Source organism: Vulcanococcus sp. DEBay_Sum22DG08_74 (assembly GCF_017852955.1).
Lineage (GTDB): Bacteria > Cyanobacteriota > Cyanobacteriia > PCC-6307 > Cyanobiaceae > Vulcanococcus.
Genome location: NZ_JAFMKL010000016.1, coordinates 1 through 26,525 on the forward strand (window position 1 = coordinate 1; position 26,525 = coordinate 26,525).

At 61.8% G+C, this 26,525-nt stretch carries 38 protein-coding genes; 15 read left to right on the forward strand and 23 right to left on the reverse strand.

The annotated features are described in order from the left end of the window. On the forward strand, window positions 1-632 hold a 632-nt coding region (locus QZ184_RS03565), incomplete at its 5' end, for a response regulator transcription factor (RefSeq protein ID WP_296418176.1). On the opposite strand, the gene QZ184_RS03570 is transcribed toward QZ184_RS03565, so the two are convergent. From QZ184_RS03570 to ppsA, 14 genes are all read right to left on the reverse strand, one after another. Continuing rightward, window positions 565-1,686 (reverse strand): HAMP domain-containing sensor histidine kinase, encoded by a 1,122-nt coding sequence (locus QZ184_RS03570; RefSeq protein WP_296418178.1) that lies wholly within the window; start codon window positions 1,684-1,686, stop codon window positions 565-567. The genes QZ184_RS03565 and QZ184_RS03570 overlap by 68 nt on opposite strands. Before the next feature lie 962 nt (window positions 1,687-2,648). After that, entirely contained in the window at window positions 2,649-3,680 is a 1,032-nt protein-coding gene (hypE, locus tag QZ184_RS03575; RefSeq protein WP_296418180.1) for a hydrogenase expression/formation protein HypE, read from the reverse strand. Between the two features lie 3 nt (window positions 3,681-3,683). Then, the gene (gene hypD, locus QZ184_RS03580; protein ID WP_296415308.1) at window positions 3,684-4,736 is read right to left on the reverse strand and encodes a hydrogenase formation protein HypD; all 1,053 of its coding nucleotides are present in this window, start codon (window positions 4,734-4,736) and stop codon (window positions 3,684-3,686) included. Window positions 4,737-4,752: 16 nt separating this feature from the next. Continuing rightward, window positions 4,753-4,944: a HypC/HybG/HupF family hydrogenase formation chaperone gene (locus QZ184_RS03585; RefSeq protein WP_010317651.1), complete on the reverse strand. Its 192-nt coding sequence runs from the start codon at window positions 4,942-4,944 to the stop codon at window positions 4,753-4,755. Window positions 4,945-5,004: 60 nt separating this feature from the next. After that, a complete protein-coding gene (hypF, locus tag QZ184_RS03590) occupies window positions 5,005-7,311 on the reverse strand; it encodes a carbamoyltransferase HypF (protein ID WP_296418182.1) in 2,307 nt (768 codons plus the stop codon). Further along, entirely contained in the window at window positions 7,295-7,990 is a 696-nt protein-coding gene (gene hypB, locus QZ184_RS03595; protein ID WP_296418184.1) for a hydrogenase nickel incorporation protein HypB, read from the reverse strand. The genes hypF and hypB overlap by 17 nt, the downstream gene beginning before the upstream one ends. Beyond that, entirely contained in the window at window positions 7,990-8,331 is a 342-nt protein-coding gene (locus QZ184_RS03600; protein ID WP_296418186.1) for a hydrogenase maturation nickel metallochaperone HypA, read from the reverse strand. The genes hypB and QZ184_RS03600 overlap by 1 nt, the downstream gene beginning before the upstream one ends. Beyond that, entirely contained in the window at window positions 8,324-8,791 is a 468-nt protein-coding gene (locus QZ184_RS03605; protein ID WP_296415298.1) for a hydrogenase maturation protease, read from the reverse strand. Before QZ184_RS03605 ends, QZ184_RS03600 begins: the two co-directional genes overlap by 8 nt. Beyond that, complete coding sequence (locus QZ184_RS03610) at window positions 8,788-10,260, reverse strand: Ni/Fe hydrogenase subunit alpha (protein ID WP_296415296.1); 1,473 nt, start codon at window positions 10,258-10,260, stop codon at window positions 8,788-8,790. The genes QZ184_RS03605 and QZ184_RS03610 overlap by 4 nt, the downstream gene beginning before the upstream one ends. Further along, window positions 10,253-10,813, reverse strand: a complete 561-nt coding sequence (locus QZ184_RS03615; RefSeq protein ID WP_296418188.1) for an oxidoreductase — start codon at window positions 10,811-10,813, stop codon at window positions 10,253-10,255. The genes QZ184_RS03610 and QZ184_RS03615 overlap by 8 nt, the downstream gene beginning before the upstream one ends. Continuing rightward, complete coding sequence (hoxU, locus tag QZ184_RS03620; RefSeq protein WP_296418190.1) at window positions 10,810-11,526, reverse strand: bidirectional hydrogenase complex protein HoxU; 717 nt, start codon at window positions 11,524-11,526, stop codon at window positions 10,810-10,812. Before hoxU ends, QZ184_RS03615 begins: the two co-directional genes overlap by 4 nt. Next, a complete protein-coding gene (locus tag QZ184_RS03625) occupies window positions 11,523-13,079 on the reverse strand; it encodes an NADH-ubiquinone oxidoreductase-F iron-sulfur binding region domain-containing protein (protein ID WP_296415291.1) in 1,557 nt (518 codons plus the stop codon). Before QZ184_RS03625 ends, hoxU begins: the two co-directional genes overlap by 4 nt. After that, window positions 13,076-13,513, reverse strand: coding sequence for an NAD(P)H-dependent oxidoreductase subunit E (locus QZ184_RS03630; protein ID WP_296418192.1), 438 nt, complete (start codon window positions 13,511-13,513; stop codon window positions 13,076-13,078). Before QZ184_RS03630 ends, QZ184_RS03625 begins: the two co-directional genes overlap by 4 nt. Before the next feature lie 57 nt (window positions 13,514-13,570). Beyond that, complete coding sequence (gene ppsA / locus QZ184_RS03635; protein WP_363159505.1) at window positions 13,571-15,961, reverse strand: phosphoenolpyruvate synthase; 2,391 nt, start codon at window positions 15,959-15,961, stop codon at window positions 13,571-13,573. Between the two features lie 512 nt (window positions 15,962-16,473). Between ppsA and QZ184_RS03640 the strand changes: the two genes are divergently transcribed. Continuing rightward, complete coding sequence (locus tag QZ184_RS03640) at window positions 16,474-16,662, forward strand: hypothetical protein (protein WP_247478956.1); 189 nt, start codon at window positions 16,474-16,476, stop codon at window positions 16,660-16,662. Next, a complete protein-coding gene (locus tag QZ184_RS03645) occupies window positions 16,662-16,892 on the forward strand; it encodes a hypothetical protein (RefSeq protein ID WP_010317676.1) in 231 nt (76 codons plus the stop codon). The genes QZ184_RS03640 and QZ184_RS03645 overlap by 1 nt, the downstream gene beginning before the upstream one ends. 128 nt (window positions 16,893-17,020) lie before the next feature. On the opposite strand, the gene QZ184_RS03650 is transcribed toward QZ184_RS03645, so the two are convergent. Both QZ184_RS03650 and QZ184_RS03655 read right to left on the reverse strand, forming a co-directional pair. Then, the gene (locus tag QZ184_RS03650; protein WP_010317678.1) at window positions 17,021-17,194 is read right to left on the reverse strand and encodes a hypothetical protein; all 174 of its coding nucleotides are present in this window, start codon (window positions 17,192-17,194) and stop codon (window positions 17,021-17,023) included. 189 nt (window positions 17,195-17,383) lie between these two features. After that, on the reverse strand, window positions 17,384-17,887 hold the full coding sequence (locus QZ184_RS03655) for a hypothetical protein (RefSeq protein WP_296418197.1): 504 nt from the start codon (window positions 17,885-17,887) through the stop codon (window positions 17,384-17,386). Window positions 17,888-18,291: 404 nt separating this feature from the next. Here QZ184_RS03655 and QZ184_RS03660 point away from each other — a divergent pair, with 404 nt between their 5' ends. The 3 genes from QZ184_RS03660 (at window position 18,292) to QZ184_RS03670 (ending at window position 18,999) form a co-directional block, all read left to right on the forward strand. After that, window positions 18,292-18,447, forward strand: a complete 156-nt coding sequence (locus tag QZ184_RS03660; protein WP_247478951.1) for a hypothetical protein — start codon at window positions 18,292-18,294, stop codon at window positions 18,445-18,447. 49 nt (window positions 18,448-18,496) lie between these two features. Further along, complete coding sequence (locus QZ184_RS03665; protein WP_010317684.1) at window positions 18,497-18,760, forward strand: hypothetical protein; 264 nt, start codon at window positions 18,497-18,499, stop codon at window positions 18,758-18,760. A gap of 62 nt (window positions 18,761-18,822) precedes the next feature. Continuing rightward, window positions 18,823-18,999 carry a hypothetical protein gene (locus QZ184_RS03670; RefSeq protein ID WP_010317686.1) on the forward strand — a complete coding sequence of 59 codons (177 nt, stop codon included), beginning with the start codon at window positions 18,823-18,825 and terminating at the stop codon, window positions 18,997-18,999. Window positions 19,000-19,148: 149 nt separating this feature from the next. On the opposite strand, the gene QZ184_RS03675 is transcribed toward QZ184_RS03670, so the two are convergent. The 3 genes from QZ184_RS03675 to QZ184_RS03685 are packed head-to-tail and all read right to left on the reverse strand — an operon-like array spanning window position 19,149 to window position 20,062. Further along, complete coding sequence (locus QZ184_RS03675) at window positions 19,149-19,595, reverse strand: hypothetical protein (protein WP_247478949.1); 447 nt, start codon at window positions 19,593-19,595, stop codon at window positions 19,149-19,151. Window positions 19,596-19,611: 16 nt separating this feature from the next. Further along, window positions 19,612-19,758: a hypothetical protein gene (locus QZ184_RS03680; RefSeq protein WP_010317690.1), complete on the reverse strand. Its 147-nt coding sequence runs from the start codon at window positions 19,756-19,758 to the stop codon at window positions 19,612-19,614. Between the two features lie 4 nt (window positions 19,759-19,762). Then, window positions 19,763-20,062: a hypothetical protein gene (locus tag QZ184_RS03685; RefSeq protein WP_029626373.1), complete on the reverse strand. Its 300-nt coding sequence runs from the start codon at window positions 20,060-20,062 to the stop codon at window positions 19,763-19,765. 111 nt (window positions 20,063-20,173) lie between these two features. Between QZ184_RS03685 and QZ184_RS03690 the strand changes: the two genes are divergently transcribed. The 4 genes from QZ184_RS03690 to QZ184_RS03705 are packed head-to-tail and all read left to right on the forward strand — an operon-like array spanning window position 20,174 to window position 22,061. Continuing rightward, the gene (locus QZ184_RS03690) at window positions 20,174-20,836 is read left to right on the forward strand and encodes a L,D-transpeptidase (protein ID WP_010317694.1); all 663 of its coding nucleotides are present in this window, start codon (window positions 20,174-20,176) and stop codon (window positions 20,834-20,836) included. Continuing rightward, window positions 20,817-21,272 (forward strand): hypothetical protein, encoded by a 456-nt coding sequence (locus QZ184_RS03695; RefSeq protein ID WP_296418201.1) that lies wholly within the window; start codon window positions 20,817-20,819, stop codon window positions 21,270-21,272. Before QZ184_RS03690 ends, QZ184_RS03695 begins: the two co-directional genes overlap by 20 nt. A 19-nt stretch (window positions 21,273-21,291) precedes the next feature. Next, complete coding sequence (locus QZ184_RS03700) at window positions 21,292-21,630, forward strand: phenylpyruvate tautomerase MIF-related protein (RefSeq protein ID WP_247478947.1); 339 nt, start codon at window positions 21,292-21,294, stop codon at window positions 21,628-21,630. 5 nt (window positions 21,631-21,635) lie between these two features. Then, complete coding sequence (locus QZ184_RS03705; RefSeq protein WP_247478946.1) at window positions 21,636-22,061, forward strand: hypothetical protein; 426 nt, start codon at window positions 21,636-21,638, stop codon at window positions 22,059-22,061. Window positions 22,062-22,065: 4 nt separating this feature from the next. Here QZ184_RS03705 and QZ184_RS03710 read toward each other — a convergent pair whose 3' ends face one another. Beyond that, entirely contained in the window at window positions 22,066-22,362 is a 297-nt protein-coding gene (locus QZ184_RS03710) for a hypothetical protein (protein ID WP_010317705.1), read from the reverse strand. A gap of 25 nt (window positions 22,363-22,387) precedes the next feature. Next, on the reverse strand, window positions 22,388-22,819 hold the full coding sequence (locus QZ184_RS03715) for a secondary thiamine-phosphate synthase enzyme YjbQ (RefSeq protein ID WP_296418203.1): 432 nt from the start codon (window positions 22,817-22,819) through the stop codon (window positions 22,388-22,390). A 45-nt stretch (window positions 22,820-22,864) separates the two neighbouring features. Here QZ184_RS03715 and QZ184_RS03720 point away from each other — a divergent pair, with 45 nt between their 5' ends. Next, complete coding sequence (locus QZ184_RS03720) at window positions 22,865-23,383, forward strand: hypothetical protein (RefSeq protein ID WP_296418205.1); 519 nt, start codon at window positions 22,865-22,867, stop codon at window positions 23,381-23,383. On the opposite strand, the gene QZ184_RS03725 is transcribed toward QZ184_RS03720, so the two are convergent. Both QZ184_RS03725 and QZ184_RS03730 read right to left on the reverse strand, forming a co-directional pair. Continuing rightward, a complete protein-coding gene (locus tag QZ184_RS03725) occupies window positions 23,380-23,562 on the reverse strand; it encodes a hypothetical protein (RefSeq protein WP_010317708.1) in 183 nt (60 codons plus the stop codon). The genes QZ184_RS03720 and QZ184_RS03725 overlap by 4 nt on opposite strands. Beyond that, the gene (locus QZ184_RS03730; protein ID WP_296418207.1) at window positions 23,559-24,551 is read right to left on the reverse strand and encodes a lysozyme; all 993 of its coding nucleotides are present in this window, start codon (window positions 24,549-24,551) and stop codon (window positions 23,559-23,561) included. Before QZ184_RS03730 ends, QZ184_RS03725 begins: the two co-directional genes overlap by 4 nt. 106 nt (window positions 24,552-24,657) lie before the next feature. On the opposite strand from QZ184_RS03730, the gene QZ184_RS03735 reads away from it, so the two are divergent. From QZ184_RS03735 to QZ184_RS03750, 4 genes are all read left to right on the forward strand, one after another. Then, a complete protein-coding gene (locus tag QZ184_RS03735) occupies window positions 24,658-24,837 on the forward strand; it encodes a hypothetical protein (protein ID WP_247478938.1) in 180 nt (59 codons plus the stop codon). A 91-nt stretch (window positions 24,838-24,928) separates the two neighbouring features. Next, window positions 24,929-25,165: a hypothetical protein gene (locus tag QZ184_RS03740; RefSeq protein WP_010317711.1), complete on the forward strand. Its 237-nt coding sequence runs from the start codon at window positions 24,929-24,931 to the stop codon at window positions 25,163-25,165. Between the two features lie 429 nt (window positions 25,166-25,594). Beyond that, window positions 25,595-25,840, forward strand: coding sequence for a DUF1651 domain-containing protein (locus QZ184_RS03745; protein ID WP_296418209.1), 246 nt, complete (start codon window positions 25,595-25,597; stop codon window positions 25,838-25,840). A gap of 334 nt (window positions 25,841-26,174) precedes the next feature. Then, complete coding sequence (locus QZ184_RS03750) at window positions 26,175-26,408, forward strand: hypothetical protein (RefSeq protein WP_247478936.1); 234 nt, start codon at window positions 26,175-26,177, stop codon at window positions 26,406-26,408. Window positions 26,409-26,525 lie beyond the last annotated feature (117 nt).

Genomic DNA, 26,525 nt, shown 5'->3' on the forward strand with positions numbered 1-26,525 from the left:
CCCCAAGCTTGGACGTTATTGTTCTCGATGACCACCAGATGGTTGGTCAGGCCATAGCTGGGATCCTTTCAGAGGTCGCTGGCTTTAATGTTCTCGGGGTTAGCTGTACCGTTGATAGTGCCTGCGATCTGATTCGCGCCTCTCCTCCAGATCTTCTTGTTATTGATGTCCAGCTTGGTGGCGATTCCTACCGCCCCGCTGCGGACCTCTTGCTTCAACTTAATCCCAACGCGGCGCTCCTTTTTGTGACTGCCCTGGCCGAAGAGTTTCTGGCGCCAACGGATCTACAGCCTTTCACAATCGGCATTGTCAATAAGTCACAGGCTTGGGACTCCATGCTCGAGGTTCTCCAGTCATGGTGGCGCCACCGAACGGATGATCTCTATTTGCCTTTGCCGGGATGCGAGCAGCATCTTAGGGCGATCACTACCTTGAGCCCCAGGGAGCAGCGTGTCATCGAGGCCCTCGGCCGAGGCCTTCTTAATAAGGAAATAGCAGTAGAGCTCAATCTGTCATTGGCTACCGTTGAGACTTATCGTAAAGGTGTTGCTTCTAAGCTCGGAATCAGTGGTTCTGAACTTGTTCGGATTGCCACGCTTTATCGTTGTTGGCGCTGGGGGCACATGGATTAGCTGGAAGACTCAGGCATATCTGTGCACCGCCAAGTTGTTTGGAGCTGCCCAGGATGAGCTCCCCGCTGTGCCCTAAAGCAATTGTCTCTACACACAAAATTCCAACGCCCATCCCACTCTCGCCCTTGCTCTCAAGGAGTAGTTCCTGACTTCTCTTGCTTGGCAGTCCCTTCCCGCTATCGGCGACCTGCAACAGGACATTGCCTCTCTTTCGAGTAACCGAGACTTGAATCCTACGTTTTCGTCTGTAGTTCTTATTGGCGGCATCGCTTGCATTCTTCAGTAGATTATCGACCGCTATTAGGAGCTGATCCTTGTCCCCGTGTACACATTGATGGTTCATGCTGCGTTTGAACTCAATATCGATCTTGGTATTCTCTTCTTTGTGCTTCCACCTTTTTAAGCGGTTTTCAACCAAACTTGTTACGTCGACTGTTTCGAAACTATTCTTGTCCTCTCGCAATAGGCGTGTGACTGTTCCCACCAGCTGATCGACCTCCTCGGCGCTTTGCTGGATTTGTCTGATCTCTGTTCTGACTTTTGTTGGTAGATCAGATTTCTGTGCTGTGCGGAAGCACAGTAATTTGCACTCAATAATTACGTGACTCAGCGGTTGCCGTATTTCATGAGCAAGTATTGAGGCTCTCAGGCTTTGCTCCAGCTTTGATTGCAGGCGGCCTTGCTGCTTCACCTGCTCGGAGTGCTTCTGCTCCAGTTGGCTTCTCAAATATGCAGCCCAGATGCACACCGCTATCAATACAAGCCGGCGCAGGACCAACAGAGTCCATTCGTTTTGCGTTAGTTCGATTTCCTGGGTGATCAGGAACGATCCCTGCATGCCCATGGACGCAATCAGGAGAAGGCTTTCCTGCCAATGGTTCAGCACCAATATCCCTGCAACTGCTACCAAGAACGCCCATGGCGGTGATCGCAGAGCGAAGTCACTCAGGTAACGGCTGTCGACCTGGGTGTGTACCAGTACCGATGTGCCAAGAAGAACCCCTGTTATTCCCCAGCCGTTTTTAGCTGTTCCCCGTAGCCCTGCCGCAGACATGGCATCCCTTGGGTGAATCTACATCCAATCTGCACCACCGCGGGACCTGCCGCCACGGCAGGCTCCCCTGACGTCACTGCCTTTCCTTGAGTTCCACTGCACTGCAACGGTTCTTGGTGATCAGCGTCTTCCTGGATGCCCTGTTTGGAGCGCCTCTGTTTGTGTTCCACGGGCTCTGTGGTTTTCGTCATTGAGGCCGATCGGGGCCGTCTTTGACCTTCTCCATTTCAAGTCGACACTGCTTCCTTGTTGCCCGTTTGTCTTGACTAGGAAGGACTCTATGTAGCCGCGGTGGTGAATGCTATGGCCTGTCTTTGTGACGTGATGGTGGTAGTCGCACAGGTTCGTTCTGTACATGAGCGATCCTCTCTCGACTTCTTTCTAGTCATTGACCACCCTCTTTCTCCTGCCCTGTGTCCGATCTCCCGCGCCATCGAATCTGATTTGCTGCGCCTTCGTCTTCTTGGCCTTCGGTGGTGCTTTTGCCTGGCCCAGCCTGGGCAGGCTTGCACGCTTTCTTCTGTTTCTTGGTTTCATTTCTCGCCTCGCCTGTTACCTTCTCGAAGCGCGGCATCATTGTGGCGTTGAGCGTTACCTTCTGCTCGCTTGTGCTCGGCTTTTCACTCCTTCTCTGGCGTTGGTTGCTGCCACGCTTCTTTCTACGCTGCGTCTACGACTCCTTCCTCGGCCAATGCCTTGCTGAGTTTCTTTAGCAGCACCCCCATCCACGGTTGCCATACCACCCGGCCGTAGGGGTGCTTAATCGGCCGATAACGAGATCTCGCCTGGATTGTGTTGAAGAGTAGTCGCGCTTCCTGTTCATTGAGCTGCACTGTGATCTGTCTGTCCACGAGGTCCTTCAAGCATCATTCAAGTGTGGCTTTGATTCTTCGTTCTTTCCGTTTTTGATCACATCTGCATTGCATCTGCAGCCGATCTCTCCGTTTCACGTCCCTCTGCGGTCAACAGATTCTCGGTATCTGCTCCCCTTCAGCGAGAACCATTGGGCAATTCACCCCCAGCTCGCTGATCAAGCTGACCGGATAGCGCGCGTCTAGAGATGATCCATCGGCCCATCTCTGTCCCACCGTGCCAACCCTCGCTGCTTCTGGTTGATATCGCTGAAGCACCGTCAAGGCCAGATCCTCCTGCTCGGCAGGGCAGATCACCAGCATCCGACCTTCGTTCGCCATTGCTAGTGGATCCAGCCCAAGGACCTCGCAGGCCGCGTTCACGCTTGGATGCACTGGAATGCGCTGCTGCTCGAGCTGCAGGGTGCACTGACCACTTCTTGCGATCTCATCGCTTGCACTCGCCAAGCCCCCCCTCGTCAGATCACGTAGGCAGTGCAGCTCCACTCCGGCTGCCAGTAGCTCCATCACCGGCTCCAGCAGGCAGCCCAGATCACTCTCGATTGGGCTCCTCAAACCCAACTCAGCGCGCGCCGACAGCACGGCCAATCCGTGGCGCCCAAGGTCGCCACTGACGATGACGGCATCACCTGGCCTGATGGCGCTTGGACTGATGTTCAGCGGGTGTTCCACCACTCCAATGGCTGTGCTGTTGATGAACAACCCATCACCCTTTCCCTGTTCCACCACCTTTGTGTCTCCGGTGATCACCCCCACGCCGATGCCTTGGCAGGCCTCGCCTACTGAATCGATCACCCGAGCCAGACAGTCGATTTCAAGACCCTCCTCGATGATCAGCGACAGGCTCAGGGCGAGTGGTCTTGCCCCCGCCATGGCCAGGTCGTTCACGCTTCCATAGACCGCCAGTCGTCCGATGTCTCCCCCGGGGAAGAACAAGGGCCTCACCACATAGGAGTCTGTGCTGAACGCCAGTTGCGGGCCGGGTGTGTAGACGAGTGCCGCATCATGCAGCACGTTCTTCTGGTGGCCGAGCTTTGGCACCACCAACTCGGTGATCAGCTCCCGCATTAGGCGGCCGCCACCCCCATGCCCCATCTGGATTCTTCCGTCGGGTGGCTGCATCGCTCAGTGATGAAACCTGAAATAGGCGGCACAGGCCCCCTCGCTTGAGACCATCGGTGCCCCCAATGGGTGAGCGGGAGTGCAGGCGTCTCCAAAGCTTGGACACTCGCCTGGCCGCATCAAGCCCCTGAGAACCTGACCACTTGGGCATTGCCCATTGCCGTAGGGCTGTCCGTCCAGCTCCTCCGGCTCCACCGCCAGAGCTGTATAGGGATCACGCAACCGATATCCGCCTTTGCCGATGACCCCGAGACCTCGCCACACCCTGTCGACGGGTTCAAAGACGGTCTCAATCAACCGGCGAGCGTCCCTGTTCCCCCCCTGATCGACGACCGCCTCGTAGGCATTCCTGAGGTCATGGCGTCCTTCCTCCAGCTGCTTGATGCAGCACAAAATCCCTCGTAGCAATGCCTCCGGGCTGAACCCAGTCATCACGATCGGGCGTCTGTGCTGCGCCGCCAGATCCACGTACTCAGCCTCTCCCATGACCGCACAGACGTGCCCAGCAGCCAGTAAGCCCTGCACAGTGCAGGCCGGGTCCCCGAGCAATTGATCCAGTGCTGGCGCAACCCGGACATGGGCCATCAACAGTCGAAGATTCGTGAGCCTCTGCTGATGGGCCTGTTGAACCAGCAGGCCCGTCGCGGGGGCTGTTGTCTCAAAGCCCACCGCCAGAAAAACCACCTGACGATCCGTTTCCCGCCTTGCGATCTCCAGCACATCAAGGGGGGAGTAGATCACGCGTACATCGGCACCTTCCGATCGGCACCCCAGCAGATTGCTCCCATCGCTCCCAGGCACTCGAAGCATGTCGCCGTAGGAGCAGAGCGTGACCTCAGGCTTTTTGACCAAAGCAATGGCCTGATCAATGCGTTCGCTGTCTGTCACACAGACCGGGCAGCCAGGCCCGTGGATCAGCTCGATCGAGTCCTCCAGCAGCCGATCCAGCCCATGGCGCAGTAGGGCATGGGTCTGACCGCCGCAGACCTCCATCACTGTCCAGCGCTGGCTGCAGCAGCCCCGTATTTGCTCGAGCAAAGCGACGCATTCACTCATCTGCCCAGCTGCAGCGTCATCGCTCCGGCTCCATCACCTTCAGAGCCACCCCGACATGCACCAGCAGCTGGTCCCCGATCTGAGCCGTCGGGACGCAGGCCAGGCTGACCTGGCGCAGGACCCCTGCAAAGGAAACATCCCCCACACGCCAGAGGGGGTCGGGGTGGTGATTGCTGCTGACTAACTCACCAGCGACGGCCAGGCACATGCCTTCCTAGTGGCGTTCAGCTCGTTCTATATGGGGTTTTGGCGCCCGTTGGCCGCTGCCTCAGATCTGCGGCACAGCCAGCAGCTGACCGATCGGGAGGCTGGCGTCATTGCAGGGCAGTTGCTGACACCAAAGCGCACGGACACCGACCTGTTGCAGGCCCAGAACGCAACGTTCCAAGAGCAACTTGTTCTGGAAGCAGCCCCCCGCCAGAAGCAGTTGCTCAACGCCCTGGGACTGCGCCAGGTTCACGACCGCCTGGGCCAGGCTTTGGTGAAACGCCAGTGAGAGCGCGGCCGGGGAGATGTGCTCCCCCAAGCCATTCAGAACGGCCTCGAGCAGTGGCGCCCAGTTCCACACCCAGATCCCTTCAGCGGCAGACCACTCCAGCGGCAGGGGGTAAGTCGGCGAGGCCTCTCCCCTCTCCAGTGCCTGGGTCGCCAACCCCTCGAGTGCCATCGCCGCCTGGGCCTCGAAGCTGCAGGTTTGCTGCACCCCAAGCAAGGCCGCGAAGCCATCAAACAGCCGCCCCATGCTGGAGCAGCGATGGCGATTCACCCCGCAGACCAGGCTCTGTTCCAGTAGCGCACGATCCGCCTCAGGGAATGCGGACCACCAGGGCGTCTCCAGTGGCTGCAGCCTGGCTCGCCAGTTGGGTCCATAGGCCTCTAGCAGCATCCCCAGGGCCGCCCGTCGCGGTTCCCGTAGGGCGCGCTCGCCTCCTGGCAATGGGAATGAGCGAAGGGTGGCGACCCGCCGGTAGCCGTCGCCTTCAAGCTCCAGGGCTTCCCCGCCCCAGATCGTGCCGTCATCTCCGAGTCCAGATCCATCCCAGGCCAGTCCGCATTGCGCTCCGCTCAGGCCGTGTTCGGCCATCACCGCCAGCAGATGGGCCTGGTGATGCTGCACCTGCAGTCGCCTCGCTGGAAGGGACTGGCTGAGGTGTTCGGCGTAGGCACTGGAGCTGTAGCTCCGGTGGCGATCACTCACAATCCACCTTGGAGTGACGGCGTGGCGCCGCATCCAGGTGCGGCTAGTGCTCTCGAAATGCTCGGCACCGCAGCGACTGGAGAGATCACCAAGATCGGGGCTCAACACCCGATGCGTCTTCAGCTGTAGGGCAAAAGCACCTTTGACCTGTGCACCCACGGCCAGTTGCACCGGAGCGGAGCATGGCTGGGCTTGGGTTGGAAGGGCGAGAGGCGCGAGACCACGCCCGAGCCGCAGCACCAGGGGGGCACCGGCGGCCCAGCGCATCACGCTGTCGTCGATGCGGTTGACGATGCGTAATTCATGACTCAGCACACCATCCGCCAGGGAGGCGAGCAAGGCCTCATCGGCGTTGACATCGGCCGCAATCGGCTCCCCGGAACGATTGGCGCTGGTGCAGACCAAGGGGGAACCAACGTGCTCGAGCAAGAGCTGTTGCAAGCCACTGGCCGGGCGCATCACCCCCAACCAGGGACTTGATCCCGCCACCCGTGCATCCACACCCGCATCAGGGCTACGGCGCATCAGCACGATCGGGGCGAGAGGGGACTGCCAGAGCTCCAGTTCAGGCTCTGATGGTCGACAGATCTCCTCGAGCGCTGCTCTGCTGCTGAGTAGGGCCAGGGGTTTTTCAGGCCGCCCCTTTCTGGTCCGCAGCCTGGCCAACGCTTGGCCGTGGGTTGGATCAGCCAGGAGTTGAAAGCCACCGACCCCCTGCAGGGCGAGGATGCCCCCTGCCCGCAGTAGCTGCGTCGCGGCCTGCAGGCCTTCCCCGTAGTCCGCAATCCTTTGGTTCCAGCTCAGGCTTGGTCCGCAGGCCGGGCAGCTGATCGTCTGAGCATGAAAGCGGCGGTCCTCGGGATTGGCGTATTCCGCAGCGCAGGTGGCGCACGGCGGGAAGGCGGAGAAGCTGGTGTTGTCCCGCTCAAACGGCAACGTCTGCAGGAGGCTGTAGCGCGGTCCGCACTGGGCGCAACTGATGAAGGGATAGCCGAAGCGTCGGTTGCTCGGATCCAGAAGCTCGGCCAGGCATGCCCTGCAGAGGGCCAGATCTGGTGCGATCAGTGCCGAGGAACCCGGTGACGGCTGGGAGGGCACAATCCGGAACGGTCGCTTGCCGCAGGGGATCTGCCGCCAACCCGGCTGCACCTGGTCCATCCGACTGTGTGTTGGGGGATCCCTCAGCAGCTGTTTGAGAAACACCTCGAGTTGAGGCCTCGAGCCATGCAGCTCCAGGATCACGCCGCTTGTGTTGTTGGCGACCCAGCCACCCAGCCCCAGTTGTGTGGCCCTGCGATGGATGGCCGGGCGAAACCCAATGCCCTGCACCCGCCCACTGAGCTGCAGCTGCAGCGCCCACTCAGTTCCGCTGCTCATCCTGCAGCCAGGCCATGACAGCCTCTACCCCGGCTCCCGATCGAGCAGAGATGGCAAAGACCTCTGCCTGGGGAGCCGTGTCCCTGAGATTGGCGAGGGCGGCGCGGCGATCAAAGCCCACCACCTCCTCCAGGTCGATCTTGTTGATCAGCACTGCATCGACACTTCTGAATAGGGCCGGGTATTTCAGGGGTTTGTCCTCACCCTCGGTGACCGAGATCAAGGCGATCCGCAGGTGTTCCCCCAACGCAAAAGCCGTGGGGCAGACGAGATTGCCGACGTTCTCGATCATCAAGAGATCCATCCCCCTGGTCTCCAGCTGATCAAAGGCGCGAGCCACCAGATCAGCCTCCAGATGGCAGAGATCGCCTGTCTGGATCTGCACAGAGCGTGCCCCTGCACTCTTCAGACGCTGGGCGTCGTTATCGGTGGCCAAATCGCCAACGATCACCCCGATGGGTGGTCGCGGCCACTGGCGCGCCAGCTGCTCGAGAAAGGCGGTCTTCCCTGACCCCGGTGCGGAGACCAGATTCACCGCGAGCAAACCGTGTTGCTCGAAGTGGATGCGGTTGTGCAAGGCCTGCTGCTCATTGCGCTCCAGCAGGTTGCGTTGGAGAACGATCCGCGTTGGCTCTGGTGTGAATGGAGCGCCCTGCTCACAGCCGCACTGGCCACACATCAGGAGACCTCCATCGAAACCAGTTCAAGTTCGCGGCCCTCGAGAACGTCGCTGGAGAGCGCACCGCAGCGGCTGCACTGATGAATCAGATCCGTTGGCCGAAAGGCCTGGCGGCAGTGAGCGCAGAAACAGCGGGTTCTCACCACCTCCAGCTCAAGACGAGTGCTGCTCCAGGGGGGGGCTGTCGCCACCACGGCAAAGGCCTGACGCAACGCTTCCGCATCCACGCCGGAGAGGTTGCCGATTCGCAACAGGAGCGAATGGATCGTGCTGGCTCCCTGATCCCTGGCCGCCTGTTGGGCGATGCGGCAGAGCTCATCGATCAGCGCTAACTCATGCATGCCCTGATCCCCAGGCGCGGACCAGGGGCACGGCCATGGCCGCCGCTGTTGAGGTCAAGGGGGAGAGTTCCATTCCATGCTCCCAATGCAGGGAGGGGATCAGCAGCTGCCAGGCCGGTGGTCTCGAGCTGTACAAGGCCTCAGCCAGGGCCAAGAGATCCTGGGGGGTGCCCTGATGGCTCAAGGACGTCTTCGTCAGGGGGAGGCACCCCAGGGGCTCGAGTTGGGGAGAGGACCAGCGCGAACATCGTTCGGGATCGATGGTGGAGTCGATGAACAACACCCGACTTGCGGTGGCAATCGGCTCCGCAAACTCCGGCATGAGCTGGTGGCTCGCAATCACCCGGCAGGGCACCGCTAACTCGTCCTGCAGGGCAGCAGCGATGCGATAGCCGGCGCTGTCATCACCCCTCTGCAGGTTGCCGATGCCAATCACAAGGGGCTTCAGCGCAGTGCTCATTCGCGTTTCAGCTCCTGGAGTAGATCTCCCTCTGCACTCAACAGCTGCACCTGCAGGGGCATGGCTCCTGCGGCATGTGTGCTGCAGGACAGGCACGGATCGAAGCAACGAATCCCCGCTTCGATGCGGTTGAGCAGTGCCTCGTTGAGCTGGGCCGCCTGGGTCTGCGTTGGGGTGAGGTAATGCCTGGCGATCTGGGTCACCGTGCGATTCATCGCCCCGTTGTTCTGGCCGGTGGCAATGATCAGATTCACCTTCTCAATCAGCCCATTGGCATCCACCCGGTAGTGGTGCAGCAGGGTGCCGCGGGGTGCCTCACTCACGCCCACGGCCTCCAGGCAGTTGACCTCTGCTCGGGCGCGCACGTGGGGGGAGCACAGCTCGGGATCATCCAGCAGCTGCTCCATCTGCTCAAGGCAGGCCAGGATCTCCACCAAGCGAGCCAGGTGATAGAGGAACGAGGCCGTCACTACGCGCCCCCCCCGTTGGCGGAACTCCAGCAACTCGCGATCGGCCCGTTCCGTGCCAATCCGCGTGCAGAGGTTCAGCCGGGCCAGGGGGCCGACGCGATAACTCCCGGCCTCCAGGCCTAAGGGCCGGTAGTAGGGGAATTTGAGGTAGCTCCAAGGCTCCACCGCTTCGGCGATGAAGGAGGCGTAGTCGTCTTCCCGCAAGCCATCGGCAAGCACGCCACCTTGGCTATCGATGACCCGGATGCCCTGGCAGAGGGATCCACTGGTGTGCTCCCAGCGATCGCCATGGCCGATCAACCCCACAAAGAGCGAGGGAAAGTGGCCAAAGACCTCGAGTTCTTCACGCAGTTGTCGATCGAGCAACTCTTTGAACACCCTCAGCCCCTGCTCGACAACGGCGAAGGCCTCGGGCAGTCCGGCTCGGATTTGATCGCGGGTCTCGATCGCTAACGGGCTGCGTACTCCCCCCGGGACGGCCCAGGCGGCATGGATTTTGCGCCCCCCCAAGGCCTCGATGACGCCCTGGCCGAATTGACGTAGGCGGATTCCACTGCGGGCCAGATCAGGGTTCGCCGCGATCAGACCAAAGATGTTGCGTCGTGCCGGATCACTGTTCCAGCCCAAGAGGAAATCGGGACTGCTGAGGTGAAAGAAGGACAGGGCGTGCGATTGGGTGATCTGCGCCAAGTTCATGAGGCGGCGCAGCTTCTCCGCCGTAGGGGGGATCGAGACCCCGAGGATCTTGTCTCCGGTTTTGGCTGCGGTCAGCAGATGACTGACCGGACAGATCCCGCAGATCCGGGCCGTGATGGCGGCCATCTCGGTGAAGGGTCTGCCCTCGCAGAACTTCTCAAAACCGCGGTATTCAGTGACGTGGAAGCGGGCCGTCTCCACCGCCCCCGAGGCATCGAGCTGGATCGAGATCTTGGCGTGACCTTCGATTCGGGTCACTGGATCGATCTGAATCCGGCGCCGTTGCTGGCTCGCTTCAGCCAAAACGGATCTCCCGGTTGGCCTGGAGCGGAGGCCGCTGATCCTGCAGCAGTGCCTCTAGCGCTGATCGGATCTGCGCCGCACTGGGCGGACATCCCGGCAGGAACATCTCCACGGCGACCAACTCATGGACTGGCAGGACCCGATCGAGGAGCTCAGGGATGAGACCTGGTGCATGGGGGCGTTGGGCGCTGCTGTCGGCTAGATCCAGGTAGCCGCGCCGGAGCACGGGATCGGCGCCCTGGAGCATGTTGCGCATCCCTGGGACGTTGGCCGTGATGGCGCAATCGCCAAAGCTCACCAGGATTTGTGAGTTGGCCCTCACCTGCAGCAGCAGTTCCAGGTTGTCCTCGTTGGCGACCCCTCCCTCCACGAGGGCGATGTCGACATTTTTGGGATAGAGCTTCTGGTCCGATCCCACCGGGCTGTAGACGATGTCGGCTTGCTCGGCGAGCTCCAGCAGCCATTCATCGAGATCGAGAAACGACATGTGGCAGCCCGAACAACCCGCCAACCAAACCGTGGCCAGACGCTTGCGGGGGGAGGAGGTGCTCATGGCTGCCAGTGCTGATGGGTGCGTGCCTCGACCAGGGCCTGGAGCCGCTCTGGATGACCGTGCTTTTCTGCGCTGTTGTCCCCCTTGTGGAAGAGGGCACCGGTGGGGCAGACCTCCACGCACTTGCCGCAATCGGTGCAGGCCTGGACCTCCCCCCAGGGCTCAGCCAGGCCGGAGATGATCTGGCACTGCTCGCCCCGCCAGCCCACATCCCAGACGTGGGCGCCCTCCACCTCATCGCAGACCCGAACGCAACGGGTGCAGAGAATGCAGCGGTTGTGATCTAAGCCAAATCGCGAGTGGGAAAGATCCACCGACCGTTCTGGAAATCGATAGGGGAGGCGGCTGTGATCCATGCCCACCTGCACCGCGAGGTCCTGAAGTTCACAATCCCCATTGGCGACACAGATCGCACAGACATGGTTCCCCTCGGTGAACAGCATTTCGATCACCGAACGTCGGATCTCCTCCAATTGCGGGGTGTTGGTCTTGACCCTCATCCCCTCCTGCACGCTGGTGACACAAGCGGCCTGCAGCTTCTCTGTTCCTTCCAGCGCCACCAGGCAGAGACGGCAGGCCGCCACCGGTGACACCCCCTTGAGATCGCAAAGGGTGGGAACGGAGAGGCCCTCGGAGCGGATGGCCGCCAAGAGAGTCGTTCCGGATGAGACCGCTACATCGCGGTCGTCAATGCGCAGGGTGACGATGCTCATGGGCGCCGGTCCCTCTGCAGCAAGGCGAGAAAGTCGCCCCGGTAATGACGCAGGCTGCTCAGCACTGGATTGGGTGCGTTTTGGCCCAATCCACACAAACTGGCCTCTTTGACGGTGTGGCAGAGGCTCTCCAACTGGCTTAGGTCGGAGCCTGTCCCTTGGCCCGCCAGCAGCTTGCGCAGCAGCATCTCCAGCTGGACCGTGCCGCAGCGGCAGGGGATGCATTTGCCGCAGGACTCTTCTCGGCAGAAGGCCATGAAGAAGGCGGCCAGATCCACCATGTCGGTGGTGTCATCCATCACCACCATCCCGCCCGAGCCCATGATCGTGCCGAGCTCACGCAGGCTCTCGTAATCCACAGGGGTGTCCAGGTGGCTGGCGGGGACACAGCCCCCCGATGGCCCTCCGGTCTGGACCGCCTTGATCTGATGGCCGTTCTTTGGGCCACCGGCCATCGTCTCCACAATCGTGCGCAGGCTCGTGCCCATGGGCACTTCGACGACTCCACTGCGTTGCACGTGGCCTGTCAGGGAGAAGACCTTGGTGCCTTGGCCGTAGGCCTCCAGTCCCAGACGCAACAACGCAGGGATGTTGGCGAAGGTTTCGACGTTGTTAATCAGTGTGGGGAATCCATGGACCCCTTGCTCTGCCGGAAAGGGCGGACGGGGTCTGGGCACACCGCGCCGTCCCTCGATCGAATGGATTAAGGCGGTTTCCTCTCCGCAGACATAGGCGCCGGCTCCCACGCGAAGCTCCAGATCAAAACGGAAGCCGCTAGCGCCCACCGAGCCACCAAGCCAACCGCTCTGCCTGGCCTGCTCGATTCCCCGCCGCAACCGCTCAATCGCCAGGGGGTATTCACCGCGGACATAGATCCATCCCCGCTCTGCCCCCACAGCGAAGGCTGCAATCACCATCCCCTCAAGCAGGGTGTGGGGGTCTCCCTCCATCACCGTGCGATCCATAAAGGCACCGGGATCGCCCTCATCGGCGTTGCAGACCACGACCTTGGAGTCCCCCGGCATGGCGGCGACGGCGGCCCACTTCAAACCCGTGGGATAGCCCGCGCCGCCGCGACCCCGTAGCCCACTGCGCCTGACGCGCTCGATGATGGCCAGGGGATCGTTCTCCTGCAGAACACGCCGCAGCTGGAGGTAGGCACCGGCTGCCTCGGCCTCCTCCAATGACTCGGGGTCAATGCGCCCGCACTGCGCCAGCACCAGGCGCCGCTGCAGGGCGAGGAAGGGTTCCTCAGGCAGGATCTCTCGACTCCCGGAGGGTTGCCATGCGATCAGGGCACCGCGACTCAAGGTTGTCTCAAGCTCCGTCGGGAGGGACTCCAGCGCAGAGTGCTCAAGAGCCATCAACCGGGATCCAGCCTCGGTATCGATGACCATCAATGGCCCCTCGCTGCAGGGGCCCAGGCAGCCGACCCCCTTGACCGATAGGCCTGCTTCACCCTGCCTGGCGACGGCAGCGCAGTGCTGCAGCAAGCCCTCACTCCCTCGGCTGCGGCAGCTGGTGGACGTGCAGAAACGAAGGCCGCTTCTCATGGCTCCAGCTTTCGAAGACCAGCAAGCGCTGTGGCACTGGTCTGGTGAGTCCAGATGTCGCCATCGACAACCAGCAGTGGTCCTCCGCTGCAGCTGCCAATGCAGCGCACCGAGCCCAGCTCGCACCAGGGCTGCTTGAGGGTCGTCTGGAGTGCCTTGAACAGGAGGCCTGCGCCCTGAACATGGCAAGCCGTGCCGGTGCAAACCAGGCACTGATGCCGAGGTGGAGGACTGAGGCGAAAGAGGTGATAGAAACTCGCCGTGCCCTGCACGCGGCTCAAAGGCAATCGCAGGAGACCGGCGACATGGCGCAGCAGGCTGGGGCTGAGGTGGCCATAGATCTGTTGAGCGGCGGCGAGCACCTCCAGCAGGGCCTCGGCTCGGTAGCCGTGACGCCTCAGAACTGGATCTAACGCATCAAAAACAGGCGACATCGCCCCAGCTCGCTCATCTCCGCAAGGTATTGAGGAGATGACTGGCGAACGGCAACCTCAGCAGAGCTGCTGCTCAATGCTGGCAATGGCCAGTCGTGTCTTGATCACAGCATCGGGATTGAGGCTGATGGAGTCGATGCCTTCCTTGACCAGGAACTCCGCGAACTCTGGATAGTCACTCGGGGCCTGTCCGCAGATTCCGATCTTGGAACCGCATTGCTTCGCGGTCCGAATGGCCAAGCGCACCATCTCCAGCACTGCTGGGTGACGTTCATCAAAGAGCTCGGCCACCAGAGCGGAATCCCGGTCCAGGCCCAAGGTGAGCTGGGTGAGGTCATTGGAGCCGATGGAGAAGCCATCGAAACGCTGGGCAAAGGCTTCGGCCGCCATGACGTTGCTTGGCAGTTCACACATCACATAAACCTGAAGACCCTGCTCTCCTCGCACCAGACCATGGAGAGCCATCTCCTCCAGCACCCGATCCCCCTCTTCCGGGGTGCGGCAGAAGGGCACCATTGGGATGACATTGCTCAGTCCCATGTGCTGGCGAACAGCGATGAGGGCCTTGCATTCCAAGGCGAACGCCTCACGAAAGGCCGGTGAGGTGTAACGCGATGCACCACGCCAGCCGAGCATCGGGTTCGCCTCGACTGGCTCAAATCCGCTGCCCCCCAGCAGCTTGGCGTACTCGTTGCTTTTGAAGTCGGAGAAACGCAGGACCACAGGCCTTGGGTAAAAGGCTGCGGCCAGACGTCCGATTCCCTGCGCCAGTCGATCGACGTAGTAGTCGGCGGGGTTGGCGTAGCCGGCCGTGAGCTGGAGGATCGCCTGCTGCTCGTCCTGGCTCACCACCCGGTTGAGGTGGAGCAACGCCATCGGATGCACACGGATCTGGTTGGCGATGATGAACTCCAGCCGGGCCAGGCCCACGCCATCGCATGGAATGGCCGCAAGGTTGAAGGCCTCCTCCGGGTTCCCCACATTCATGAGGATCTGGGTTCGAGTCGCGGGCAGATCCCCCACAGCGCTCTCCTCCACCCGGAAGGGCAGGGCACCGCGATAGACGCGCCCCTCATCACCTTCGCAACAGCTCAGCGTGATGGTTTCTCCATCCAGGATGCGCTCTGTCGCCTGGTCCGCGCCGACGACGGCCGTGATGCCCATTTCCCGAGCAATGATCGCCGCATGACAGGTGCGGCTGCCTCGATTGGTCACCACACCGCTGGCCCGCTTGAGCACCGGTTCCCAGTCGGGATCGGTGCGATCGGTCACCAGCAGGTCACCGCTTTGAAAACGGTGAATCTCACTGGGGTGATGCAGGATCCGTGCTGCGCCACTACTGACCGATGTCCCAATGGCGCGTCCTCTGCAAAGCAACGCCGCGTCATGGGGTTCGAGATGCCAGCTCCGCAGCACGTTGACGTCTCGGCGAGATTTCACCGTTTCAGGTCTGGCCTGAAGGATGAAGAGTTCTCCGGTCTTGCCGTCCTTGGCCCACTCAATATCCATCGGTGTGGCTTGCCCGTGTCGCTCGCTGTAGTGGGCCTCGATCTGGCAAGCCCAGCGGGCCAATTGCAGGACCTCCGCTTGATCGAGGGCAAAGCGTTGCCGATCGCAGGCCGGCACCGATTCGTTCCGGGTTGATCCCGCTTGCGCGTAGACCATGCGAATGGCCTTCTCTCCCAGCCGTTGGCTGACGATCGGTGCAAAACCCTCGAGAAGGGTCGGTTTGAAAATCAGGTATTCATCAGGATTGACGGCTCCTTGCACCACGTTCTCGCCCAAGCCGTAGGCCGCCGTGAGAAGAACCACATCACGAAACCCCGACTCGGTATCGAGGCTGAACATCACCCCCGAGCAGGCCAGATCGGAGCGCACCATGCGCTGAATGCCGATCGAAAGGGCCACATCGAAGTGATCAAAGCCGTTCAGTTGCCGGTAGGAAATGGCCCGGTCGGTGAACAGTGAGGCATAGCAACGCCGGCAGGCCTCTAGCAGTGCTGCCTCGCCCTCCACATTGAGATAGGTCTCCTGCTGACCGGCAAAGGATGCCTGTGGCAGATCTTCAGCAGTGGCGCTGGAACGCACAGCTACTGCAGGTGATCCCAGCTCTCGGTAGTGCAGCAGCAGTTGCTCCTCAAGCTCGATCGGCAGGGGTGCCTTGAGAAGGAGGTCGCGAGCGGCGGCTCCAGCTTGTTGAAGTGCGGGGAGCTGCTCTGCGTCGAGACCATCGAGGCAGTCATGCAGGCCTTGGCTGAGATGGGCGGAATCCAGGAGAACTCGGTAGGCGTGAGCGGTCGTTGCAAAGCCCGAGGGAACCTTGATGCCTTGGTTTGATAGCTCTCGGATCATCTCGCCGAGAGACGCATTCTTGCCGCCTACAAGTGAGATGGCTTCGAGGCCAACGTGCTCAAACGGGAGGACTAACCGGAGTGCTGGAGAACTGATTGCTTTCACTTCGGTCACTACACTCTGTCTTCAAAGTAGTGAGAACCGCTTTCTCTGAACGCAGCTTTGATGCTGAGTTGGCGGCGAATCTAATCGACCTTTGTTTCTCTAGGACAGCAGGTTGACCGCTGGGCGATTCATGTTGCTGTGGATGTGCAGCATTGAACGCCAACGCCTTCGATACTGCTGAAGGTTGAGAGGTGAATGAATGTGGGTCAATGGATGATTGGCGCGTCTGTGGTTCGTTTTTAGTTGGTGCTGGAGGTGCGGCAAAGCTTCCGCCAACGTCTGAGCCCCCAGCACGGCTGACCTGGTCGAGGTCCCATGGAGAGGAGTTGGACCAGAGCCTGTCTGCAGATGGAGCCCATGACGCAGCCGATTCGTTCCTCGGCGGGAGTCATCCGCTGACGAGACGGGACGAGCCAGTCGCGGCCTTGCCGGGGCGCTTCCTATTGGATCAGGACGGTTCTGCCTGGGATTGTCTTTGCGGCCAGGGTGGATATCAAGGTGACTTGCAAGGGTTTCTGCTGGAGCTGGAGCAGAAGCCTGAGTTTCGAGCCGGCGTGATGCTGCAGGCCCTGAGTCGATTGAGGGATGTACTGAAGTCCGAGCCAGAGGATGCGGCACTGGAGACGATGGTGCCATTGCTGATGCGTGACGCACTGGTGATCTCTCGGGCGCTGTTGGAGCGGTTGCGCTGATGGAGAGCGTCTCAAGCGATCAGGTCGATGAGCTGATTGGTTTGCTGGTGGCCCTGGCCATCGAGCATGTGGTGCAGGAGCGGTTGACCCATCAAGAGGCACGCCTGATTCGTGCAGCTCTTGCGGATTCAGAACTGGATGCGCAGATCAATACAGCAAAGGAAACGGTGCTGGCGGCCTTGTTAATTACCGTGCCAGATGTTTTCAATGCAGCCCTAGGTTTTGATTGAGCCGAGGCTCTGCTGAGGGTGGTGCATGGCCTCTCAAGCACGCCTGCTGCAGCATTGAAAACCAAGTCCTGGAGACGGACAAGTTCCTCCGAGTCAGGGGAACCTGTCTGGGTTGATTCAGAATTGAACTAGCCCTCGGATCCATCCACAAGGACGAGTGCTTCCATCAGGCTGTGTTCAATGCCACGCAACGTGTCGACCAGTGACAGGGCGGCGTCTTCGTCACTCCAGCCATGAATGCCCATCAGCTCATTGTGGATGGCTTCAATGGACAGCGACAGTTCATCGGTGAGCAAGGTCAAGCTCTTGCTGTGTTTTACGGCGGCATTCAGGCGATGTTTTAGCAAATCACGCCTTGATAGAGCTTTCATTGGGCTAGGCCAATTGGATCTATTGCTAGTCAACACAATCCATCTGTTCAATCGATGGTTGATGCCAGGGATACGCCTCAGAAGTGCGGCCGAATGCCGCACTTGTTGCACTCCTTGCCGTTATCGACAGCTGATCACTTGGCCCAACCAATCGATCCGGGTCGTGCCTTGATGCTCCCAGAGTTCAACGCCTGGCGCCCTGTAGCGGGCGTCGCTGCCGGTTAGAGCGATGTGTTGATCGCCGATGGCCAGATCTGCCCCTGTTGGTGTGTAGGCCACCGAGACTGGTTCGCTCCTGCCGGCGCACTGCAGGGAGTGCCGCCAGAAGACGCTCAAGGTGTAGTCCCCCTCTCGGCTAAAGCGCAGGCCCTGCTCGCTGTTGCTGCGCTGATAGCTCTGTCCTTGTTGATCGGCCGGGAAGTGAAAGGCCCAGCGCTTGCCCATCTGAACGTTGACGTTCCCCTGGCGTTGGGAGAACGCGCAGGGACCGGACTCCAGGGGAATGGTGTGGTCGTGGCGGCTGAGCTGGCAGTAGGCCGTGGTGGTGTCGGCGCGGGCCGGAGGCTGCTGGCTCAGGGCGGCGATCCCGATCAGGGTCAACAGCGGCAGGACTGAGCGGCGCATGGCTCCTGGGCCGGTTCTCCCTGCTATAGCCCAGCAAAAACCCCTGGACCCAAACGAGCCCAGGGGTTGCGGTTTCCTCTGGAGCGTCAGTCGCTCACTTCTTGGTCAGGGCAGCGGCTCCGCCGAAGGCTGCACCGACGATGGCGATGACGGCAAGGATTTCCATGGCAGGGGGGTGAGGTGGTGGTTGTGCGTTGACTGTCTCCCCCGATGGACCTTTGGGTTTGTTCAATCTGAACCCCGTTCACAGAATCCGGTTGTCGTTGCTACGGATGGGGAAAGTCGTCGGCAGTTGCGCTCTTTCTCGGTGCGCACTTCTACCTGTTTTTCAAGAGGTGTTTAAAGCGGACAGTTCGCTGCTGTTGCGCTGCCAACGCTGAACAGACCATCCCCGGCAACCGCTCATGCCTGCGTCCCCACGTCCTGCTTCCCAACACGATCGCCCTGCGGTGCAGCAGGCCATCTGGAGCTGGCGTGAGGAGGTGATGCGCCATCCCCACTGCCATCCGGCTGCGCTGCAGCGCACGCTCAATCCCAGTGAGGGCGTTCCCGTGCGCTAGGTCCTTCTGCGGCTTGCTTTAGGCCCCGGCGCTGTGCCTGGATGGAGGCATGACGCCTGAACTGGCTGCTGACGTTCTCGAGGCTCTGCTGCTGCTCCATGAGGAGCTCTCAGCGGATCCGGAGGCCCCTTGGTACGTGGGAATGCCGGATCAGACCCAGGTGCTGCATGACGAGCTCTGGCTGCTGGCTGGGGCTAATCCCGGAATCAAGAGCGCGGCCTTGGTGGAGCTTTGGTACGGCAAGGGACGCTCCAAGCTTCTGCCGGTGGAGTGCACCGGTGAACTGGTGAGCAGCCGGCATCAGTTGGTCTGAGCCTGCCCCCTGGTGATCGGCATGCAGCCGCCCTAGCTTGCGGTCAGCAAGAACGTTGAACCATGCAACGCAGCGATCTTGATTCTTGGATTCAGGAAATCCCCTCGACCTATCACGCCAAGATCACAACCCTGAGCGAGAAAGCCTCAGAGGTTGATCAGCTCAAGGCCCGGATTCAGGCTTTGGAAGATGAAAACGAAGACCTCAAGCGCAAGCTCGCGATTGCCTCACCGCAATAGCGTCCTACGAACTGCTAAGGCCGATGGACGTGTTGTTCCTGGTCTCTAGCGTGCGTCCGTAGCCAGAACTTGTGGAACGCAGGTCATGGGTACGGGATGTAGCGCCGCCGGTAGGAGTACCGGCGGTCTTTTATTGCCGAAAGCATTGATTACTCGTCAGCTGTGCCTGAGCCACCCCAGTTCGGGCTGTGCTTGATCACAGCAGTGCAGAACTCCAGCAGCTCCTGCGGCGTCATGTCGTGCTTGGCGTCATTGGTGCGCCAGGCGCAGATCACGAAGTTGGGTTCCGGTTGCTTGGAGGGTTGATCAAGGGTGGGGAGCATCGCGTAGCGCTTCTTGCTCTCACCTTTGCCCGTGGCCGCATCGCGGTTGTCGTAGGTGCCGATCAGCTCCCAGGCGAGCCATTCGCCGGTCCAGTGGTCGCGGCCTTCTGAGGCCAGCACCGCCTCGTGGATCGCCAGGCGGTACTGCTGCACGTTGCCCACGCCACCGCGTTTCTGGTCTCGCTTGGACAACGTCACCGCCTTGCGCTGCACCCAGCCCGGGTAGGTGCCTTTCGCGGCATCCGGCATCCAGTCGGGGGCGGGGGTGTTCATCGTGAAGCCTCCTGATCTAGGCCCGCTGGGCACTCATCGCCTTGTAGCCCGGGTACTGGTGTTCAGCGATGGTCCGTGCTTCGGCTTGGGTGTGGGCCTGCACTTGAACCTGCAGGGTGCGGCCCTTATCGATCAGCTTCACTGCCCAGGTCGCCTGTGCCATCGCCCTAGTCCCCGCTGCTGAAGTTCAGCACCAGATCACCGGCGTCATCGCGCTCGATCGTGAACTTGAAGGAATCGACCGTGCCGCTCCAGACCCCTTCCTCGGGATCGGCCGACTCCCCGCGCTGTTGGGAGACGTCGTGGTCAAAGAGCTGCTCAAAGACATGGGCCGCGACGATCGCCGCCTGGTCCTCATCCATCTCATCGAGCTCATGGGGCTCGACCGTGCAGCCCTCAAGGGTCTCGGCATCAAGCACGTTCCCCGATCCCAGATCTTCCACGAGGGCCAGCAGTGCGTCGTCCATCGGTTCAGGGTGCCTGCCCTCATGGTGAATCCAGCGGCCCCGGCCGTCCAGGGTTGCTGCATGCAAATCCAGGCGTCCTCGCCAACATGGAGTGAGTGCGGTTGGTCTTGGATGCGACGTCTACCCTCGCTGGCCGGGATCAGCCTGGCTCTGGCCCTGAGCGGTTGCGGCGGCAGCTCTCCCAAGACCACGGCCAGTGGCGCGCCGGCCATCACGGCTCCGATCACGATTGAGCTGGATCAGAACATCCCCGCCAAGAGCCAAGGGGTGATGGTGCGCGGCGATGAGCGCACCACTTTTCAAGTGGGCTTTGGCCGGCTTGGGGTGACCTGTGCCAAGACCCGTTTCGAGGAGGGCTACACCCCCCTGGGTTCCTTCAAGGTCAACGCGATCCTCAGCAAGGACCGCTTTGAGATGGATCCCAAACTGATCGCCCAGTCCGGCAAGAGCAAGGCGGAGCTCAAGGAGACGCTCTTCAAGAACATGAACGCCATCGACTTCAAGGGCGATGGTGAGGTCGGTGAATACGGAATCGGCTACATCAGCCTGGAGCCGATCGACAGCGTCAAGCAGCCCTTTGCCTTCAACACCTACGACGGCAAATTCCGCTGGTACAGCTTCGCTATCCACGGCAGCAACAACGAACAGCGCATCGGCGAGCAGGTCACCGGCGGCTGCCTGAACGTCTCTGAACCCACCCTCAAGGCGATGCTTGCCTCGGTGCAACTCGGCGATCAGGTGGAGGTGAAGACCGATGGCCCCTGTACCCCGTAGGCCGCTGAGCATCGATCACGCCCAGCGCGTGCGGAGCCTCTGGACAGCCTGGTTTCTGTGCCTGCTGTTTCACACCGATCTGGGATTGATGCCGCTTTTCCATGGCCTCTCCCCTGAGATCGAGAGCCATGTCGCCACCGAACGTCTGCCCCTGGTGTTCTGGGCGATGCTGCTCTACTTCCTCGTTCCGCTTGGGGCCTATGTCCTGAGCAGCTACGCCTCCAGTGCCCCGGGCTGGCGGCGCTGGCGCTGGTTTCAGTTCGGTCTGAGTGTCGTCTACACCCTGACCAACACTGCCCATTTCGTCGTTGACATCCTGATCCCTGATTCGCGCTCCGATCAGGTGCTGCTGATGGCAGTGATGTTGGTGCTGGGGTTACTGATCAACGTCGAGAGCTGGCGTTGGTGCCAGACCAAATCGTCGTGGCAGATTTGAAGCAGTGCCCTGAGCTGCGATGCCCCTGATCAACGTGCGTACCTCGTTGCCTGAGCTGGCCGATGCCGCTGGGTTGCTCAAGGAACTCTCGGCGGCTCTGGCCCAGCAGACCGGCAAGCCGGAGTCCTACGTGATGACCCTGCTGGAGACGGCGGTGCCGATGACCTTCGCCGGCAGTAGTGATCCCTGCGCCTACGTCGAGATCAAGTCGATTGGTGCCCTCAAGCCCCCGGCGATGACCGCGGCCTTCTGCGATCTGATCGAAGCGCGAACGGGTATCCCGGCCAATCGCATCTATGTGGCCTTCGAGGATGTCAAAGCCAGCAGCTGGGGCTGGAACGGCAGCACCTTCGGCTAGGGCTGATGCAACGTCTGAGCGGCTTGCTTCCCCTGGCCTTGCTTCTGGTCTGGGGGTGCACCCCCTCTCCCTCTTTGAAGCGCCTGGTCTGCAGTGGACCCGGCCGCCAGGAGGTCGTCTTTGATGCGCGCAGCGGCCGCCTCTATGCATTCATTGAGCCCCTGAACGCCTACCGGCCGACGCCCGAGCTGCGCTTCTCGGTGCAGACCGCCTCTTCCCTGCGGGGTGATGAGCTGCGGATTGAGACGCGGGTGGGTGAGTTCAGCCGTGAGGGTGACGCCTCCAGCTGGCAGGCCGTGGATCCCCCGGTGGGCAGCGATGAGACCTTCAACCTCAAGAGCCTGACGTCCCAGCTGCGGATGGTCTCGGATCGGCCCGTGCGGCCCGTCGACAAGGAGGGCCGCTGCGAGCTCGCCCCCCTGCAGACCTGAGGACCTACTCCAGCCCGGCGCGCACCTTCTTGACCGCCAGACCGGCTTCGGTGGCAGTGCCGCCGGCCAGCAGCAGCAGGCCGATCAGCCCCACCAGCTGGTTCTGGGCTTCGGCGGCGGGTTCGGCGTCCTGGCCGAGCACCGCTCCGGCGACAAACCAAGCGGTGGCCAGGGCCGAGGTGATCCAGTAGGCCTTCCAGCGCCGTTGGTAGAGGTAGCCCGCCCCCAGGCCCGGCACCACGTTCAAGAGCACCGCCACCCAGCCGGCGGAGGCGGCCAGGATCTGTTCGCGGCTGGGCATGGCTGGATGTCGTTGGGCGCAGACCCTAGGCAATCCACTGCAGGGCGACCGTTCGCTGACGCGGCCCGTCCAGCTCCACCAGGATCACGTCTTGATAAGTCCCCAGCACCGGCGTCCCGTCTTGGACGGCCACCATCACCTGGTTGCCGAGCAGCAGCGCCTGCAGGTGGGCGTGGGCATTGCGGGGTTCATCGGCAGGGATGTTGGGCCGAAGCTCGAGGTCGTTGTGTTTCCAGGGGCGCTGGGCAGGGGCGATCTCAGCAAGCCAGGCCTCGAGGTCCCAGATCAGACGCTCCTCCATCTCGTTGATGATCACGGCCGTTGTGGTGTGCTGCCCGCTGATCAGCACCGTTCCGTCCTTCTCCCCTTGCTTGGCGATGAAGTGCTCCAGGGCTTCGGTGAGAGCGATGCACTGAAAGGGGCGTTGTGTTGGGATCTGCAGGCGTTCAACGGTCATCGCGGCACCCTCTGGCTACGGTCAGCATGAGCGGTGGCAGGGGCGATGGAGCGTTGGCGGTCCTGCCCAGCCCTGGCTGACAAAGACGAGGCTTTTCTGGCGGCCGTCGCGGACTCTCTCGTTCAACTCGAGGCCCTCTCTCCAAAGCAACGCCACTGTCTGGCGCTCTTCAAAGCTGCCGAGTTGGTCAATGCCTTGATCCAGATCAAGGAGCGCCGCGAAGCGGAGGATCGAGTCGGCCCGGAATTGGCCCATCGTTCCTTTGCTCTGGTTCGTTCTGTCATCCGCAACCGCAGCCTTCCCTATGCCGGCAGCGAGAGCCAGTGCCTCAGGGATCCGCAACTGACGGCGGTCATCGATGAGGGTTGTCGTTTGTTCCATCTCGGCAAGACGAACAAAGAGCTCTATCAACAAGCCTTAGCCCTTTCGGCGGCCCAGTGCCTGGCCTTGCAGGATCAGCTCGGGCCAGCACTGGATCAGTACCTCCAGGGGGCGGGACTGGAGCTGCCTGAGACGTTGATCGCATCCGTGCGTGCGAGCTTCATCGACGCCTACCGCAGCTAGCGCCGTTTGCGTTTGTCCCGCTCGCGTCGGTTGGCCTTGCGGGTGCCGCCGTACTGATAGCCGGGCTCTTGGCTCTGGCGTTGCCAACAGGCCGGACAGGCGAAGCGCCAGCTGCCGCTGGCCTGCGTGCGGATCCGGTAGTGCAGCTCCCCGCTCTGCAGGCAGAAGTCGCAGTTCATGGCTGGCTGAATTCCATCCACCAGCCGCTGCCCGGACCCTCGACCATCCAACGCCGTCCCCAGTTGCGCTCGGAATAACGCTGGGCCTTTCCGCTGCCGAGGGCGGTTTTGACGTAGCCGCCGCCCACGAGATTCGCCTCGCCGTTGGGGTCGTGCATCAAGAAGGTGCGGCTGCTGGGCTCCCAGCCCACGACCACACTCCAGTGGCCCACGCCCGTGGGTTGCTCCACTGGCCCGAGGTGCAGCCAACCCACCGGTGCCGGGATACCGCGTTCCAGCTGGTCAATGAGGTCCTGAATGGTTCCGTCTTGGCGGAAGCGGGCCGCCAGCCCGCAGGCCTCGATCGCCAGCAGTTGGGCAGAGGCCTCCGTGCTTTCGCCATAGCGCTGGACGATCGCGAGGTACTGGTCGTCGATCTGGCCGCTACCGCTGAAGCAGCCCGGCCGCAGAAACTCCACCGCCATGGCGCAGCTGGAGCTGAAGCACATCCGCGGGCCGTGCACCGTGGCGCTGTTGTTCTGGCAGCAGTAGGGCACCGCCAGGGCAGTGGCGCTGTGGCGTTCAGCGTGTCGGATCTCGGCGGCGCGGCGCTGGATCAAGCCTGGCAGGGGATGAATCCAGCGGGGCAGTTCTTCGCGGATCACCCGCCCTGCGGGCTCCCCGGCCAGCAGTCGTCTGCGCAGGGTCGAGCGCCCCAGGGCTCCAGCTCCGACGTTGAAGCAGAAGCTCAGCAGCGCATCAAATTGCCCCTGGTTCAGGGGCACGCCCGCCAGCAGCGTCTTCAGGGCCCGCCCGCGGTCCTGTAGATCGTCCAGCAGCCAGCGTTCGGCCTGCGCCTGGCTGATGACCAGACCAGGCCGGACCTCGGCTCCGGTGTGGCCGTAGCCAATGGTCCAGGGCTCTGCGCCGCTGCCGGGATCCGGGTAGGCCTCGAGCCGGCAGCCCTCAAGGCGTCTGAGCAGGTCCAATCCGGCGGCGCTGATCTCCATGGCGAGGGGGTGCAAGGACCCCAAAGGGTTCCGGCTCCCATGGCTATCGATGTTGCAGACGCGATCCCTCCCAGCCCTGCAGCATGGTCCTATCGAGCGCAGCGTCATGAGTCCGATCTTTCCCTGCCGCCGTTGCGGGACCTTTATCGAGCGCTCCACCCAGCACTACCGCAGCGTCAAAGGTCAGGTGCTCTGCTCGAGCTGTCTGGATGCCCAGACGGTGGCTGGAGCGACAGTTCTGCAGCGTCTCAAGGCGAGGTTGGTTCGGCCGTTTCAGCTGAAGTGAGAGCGGATGTCGCCTGGGCGGTTATCTCGTCCTGGCCGCCTCGCGCCAGCAGATTTCGGATCCATAGGGTTGCGCCAGTCACACCCGAGCGATGAGCGAAGCGAACGACAGCCAGCAGAACTGCGGCGGCAAAAAGAAGGCGATGCTCGTCTACGGCGTGGCTCAGATCTCGGCCACGGTCGTCTCCGCTATCGCCCTGGCCTCGATCGCCGTTGGCGTCTGCGCGCTGAAGCAACAGAGCAAGCTTTTCAACGGATGTGTGGAAGAGGTGGTGGCCGAGGGCAAAACCAACGCCCAGGCCGTCCGCTACTGCAACGGCGGCAACTGATCGTTTGTTTTTCATAAGGTCCGCCGCAAACGCGGTGGTGGCCTCACGGCTGGCCAGTGGAGCCGGTCAGCGCCCTTGGTTTGCCCTTGTTCTGTCGCCCAGGGGGAGTTCGGGCGGGGATAGCTGCCAGCTCCGGATGCCGGAATCACGCATCGCGCACACGGCGAAGGGTTCAACCCTGGATTCGTTGGGGGGGAACTTCTTCAGGGTCTGCGACCCGCAGGGGCACTGCCAATCCGTCGAAGGCCTGTGGAACGCCGAGGAGGTGCTCCGGCGCAATGAGCGACCCAGCACCACGAAGCGCAATTGCCTGATGCCCAAGCCGATCAGGCGACCTGTGGGCGAATGGTGAGCCGCTGATCCCTGCGCCTGGCCCCTTGCGAAACCGATCCTGCTGTAGTACACCTGTACTCTGCTTGTGGTGGATTGATGGAGGAGGCTTGGCTGCGGGATCCCAGGGCCGGTTGGCAGGTTCGCTTTCACAAGGATCAGCGCACCTGGGGCCGTGAGACCTGGGTGTTTGTGGACACGGGTAAGGCCATGCCTGACCACCTGCCGCTCCTCAAGGAGCGCTATCACCTGCGTCGCGCCGATGCCCGGGTGCTCTGGGAAGGCTTGATGGCCAAGGGTTGGCTCAAGACGCGCCCCGCCTGGGGCGTCTATGCCGAGCCGTAGGCAAGAAAAAAGCCCCGCCGAAGGCAGGGCTAGGGGTCAGGAACGATCCGGGCGTCTGTCCTCGTTTCGACTCCGGATTGGAGTTCCTCACTCCTCACACAACAGAACTATCCCGCCCGAGCAGCCGGAGGCAAGTCGCCTGTGTGCGGAGCTCTGACTGCCACTCTCCGGGGAGGCGCCATGAACAAAGCCGGTCACCAGTCCGGCTTTGTTCTCCCTGTGCTTGCCAAGGCACACAACAGTCATGGCTCAACTCGGTGGCCAGGAGCGATGAGCCGAAGTACCTGAATCAGCAGGGCCCCGGAACCCTCCGGTGTTCAGTCACGGAACACCGATGGACTCACGCCGTTTAGTCGTCTGGATCTCTGCTGGGATCTTGAGCTTCCAGGGCTTCGCTCTGGCCTTTGATCTGCTCAATTGCACCGCCCTGACCTGGGTGCAACTGCATCGCTCGGTTCCCCTGGAGCCCTGCAGACGTCCCAATGGCCGGATTGACGCCGCGGTCAACCATGGTCTGAGCGTGCTGGCTGGTTTAGCCCTGGGCAGTCAGTCCAAGCCGGCTCCTTAGATCACCTGCAGCGCGAGCAGCAGGATGCCCCCTCCAAGCCCAGCTAGACCCAGCAGCAGGGAGAGGACACTTCCCTCCAGCAGCCAGGGCAGGAGGTTCGTGGCGTGCAAGCCGATC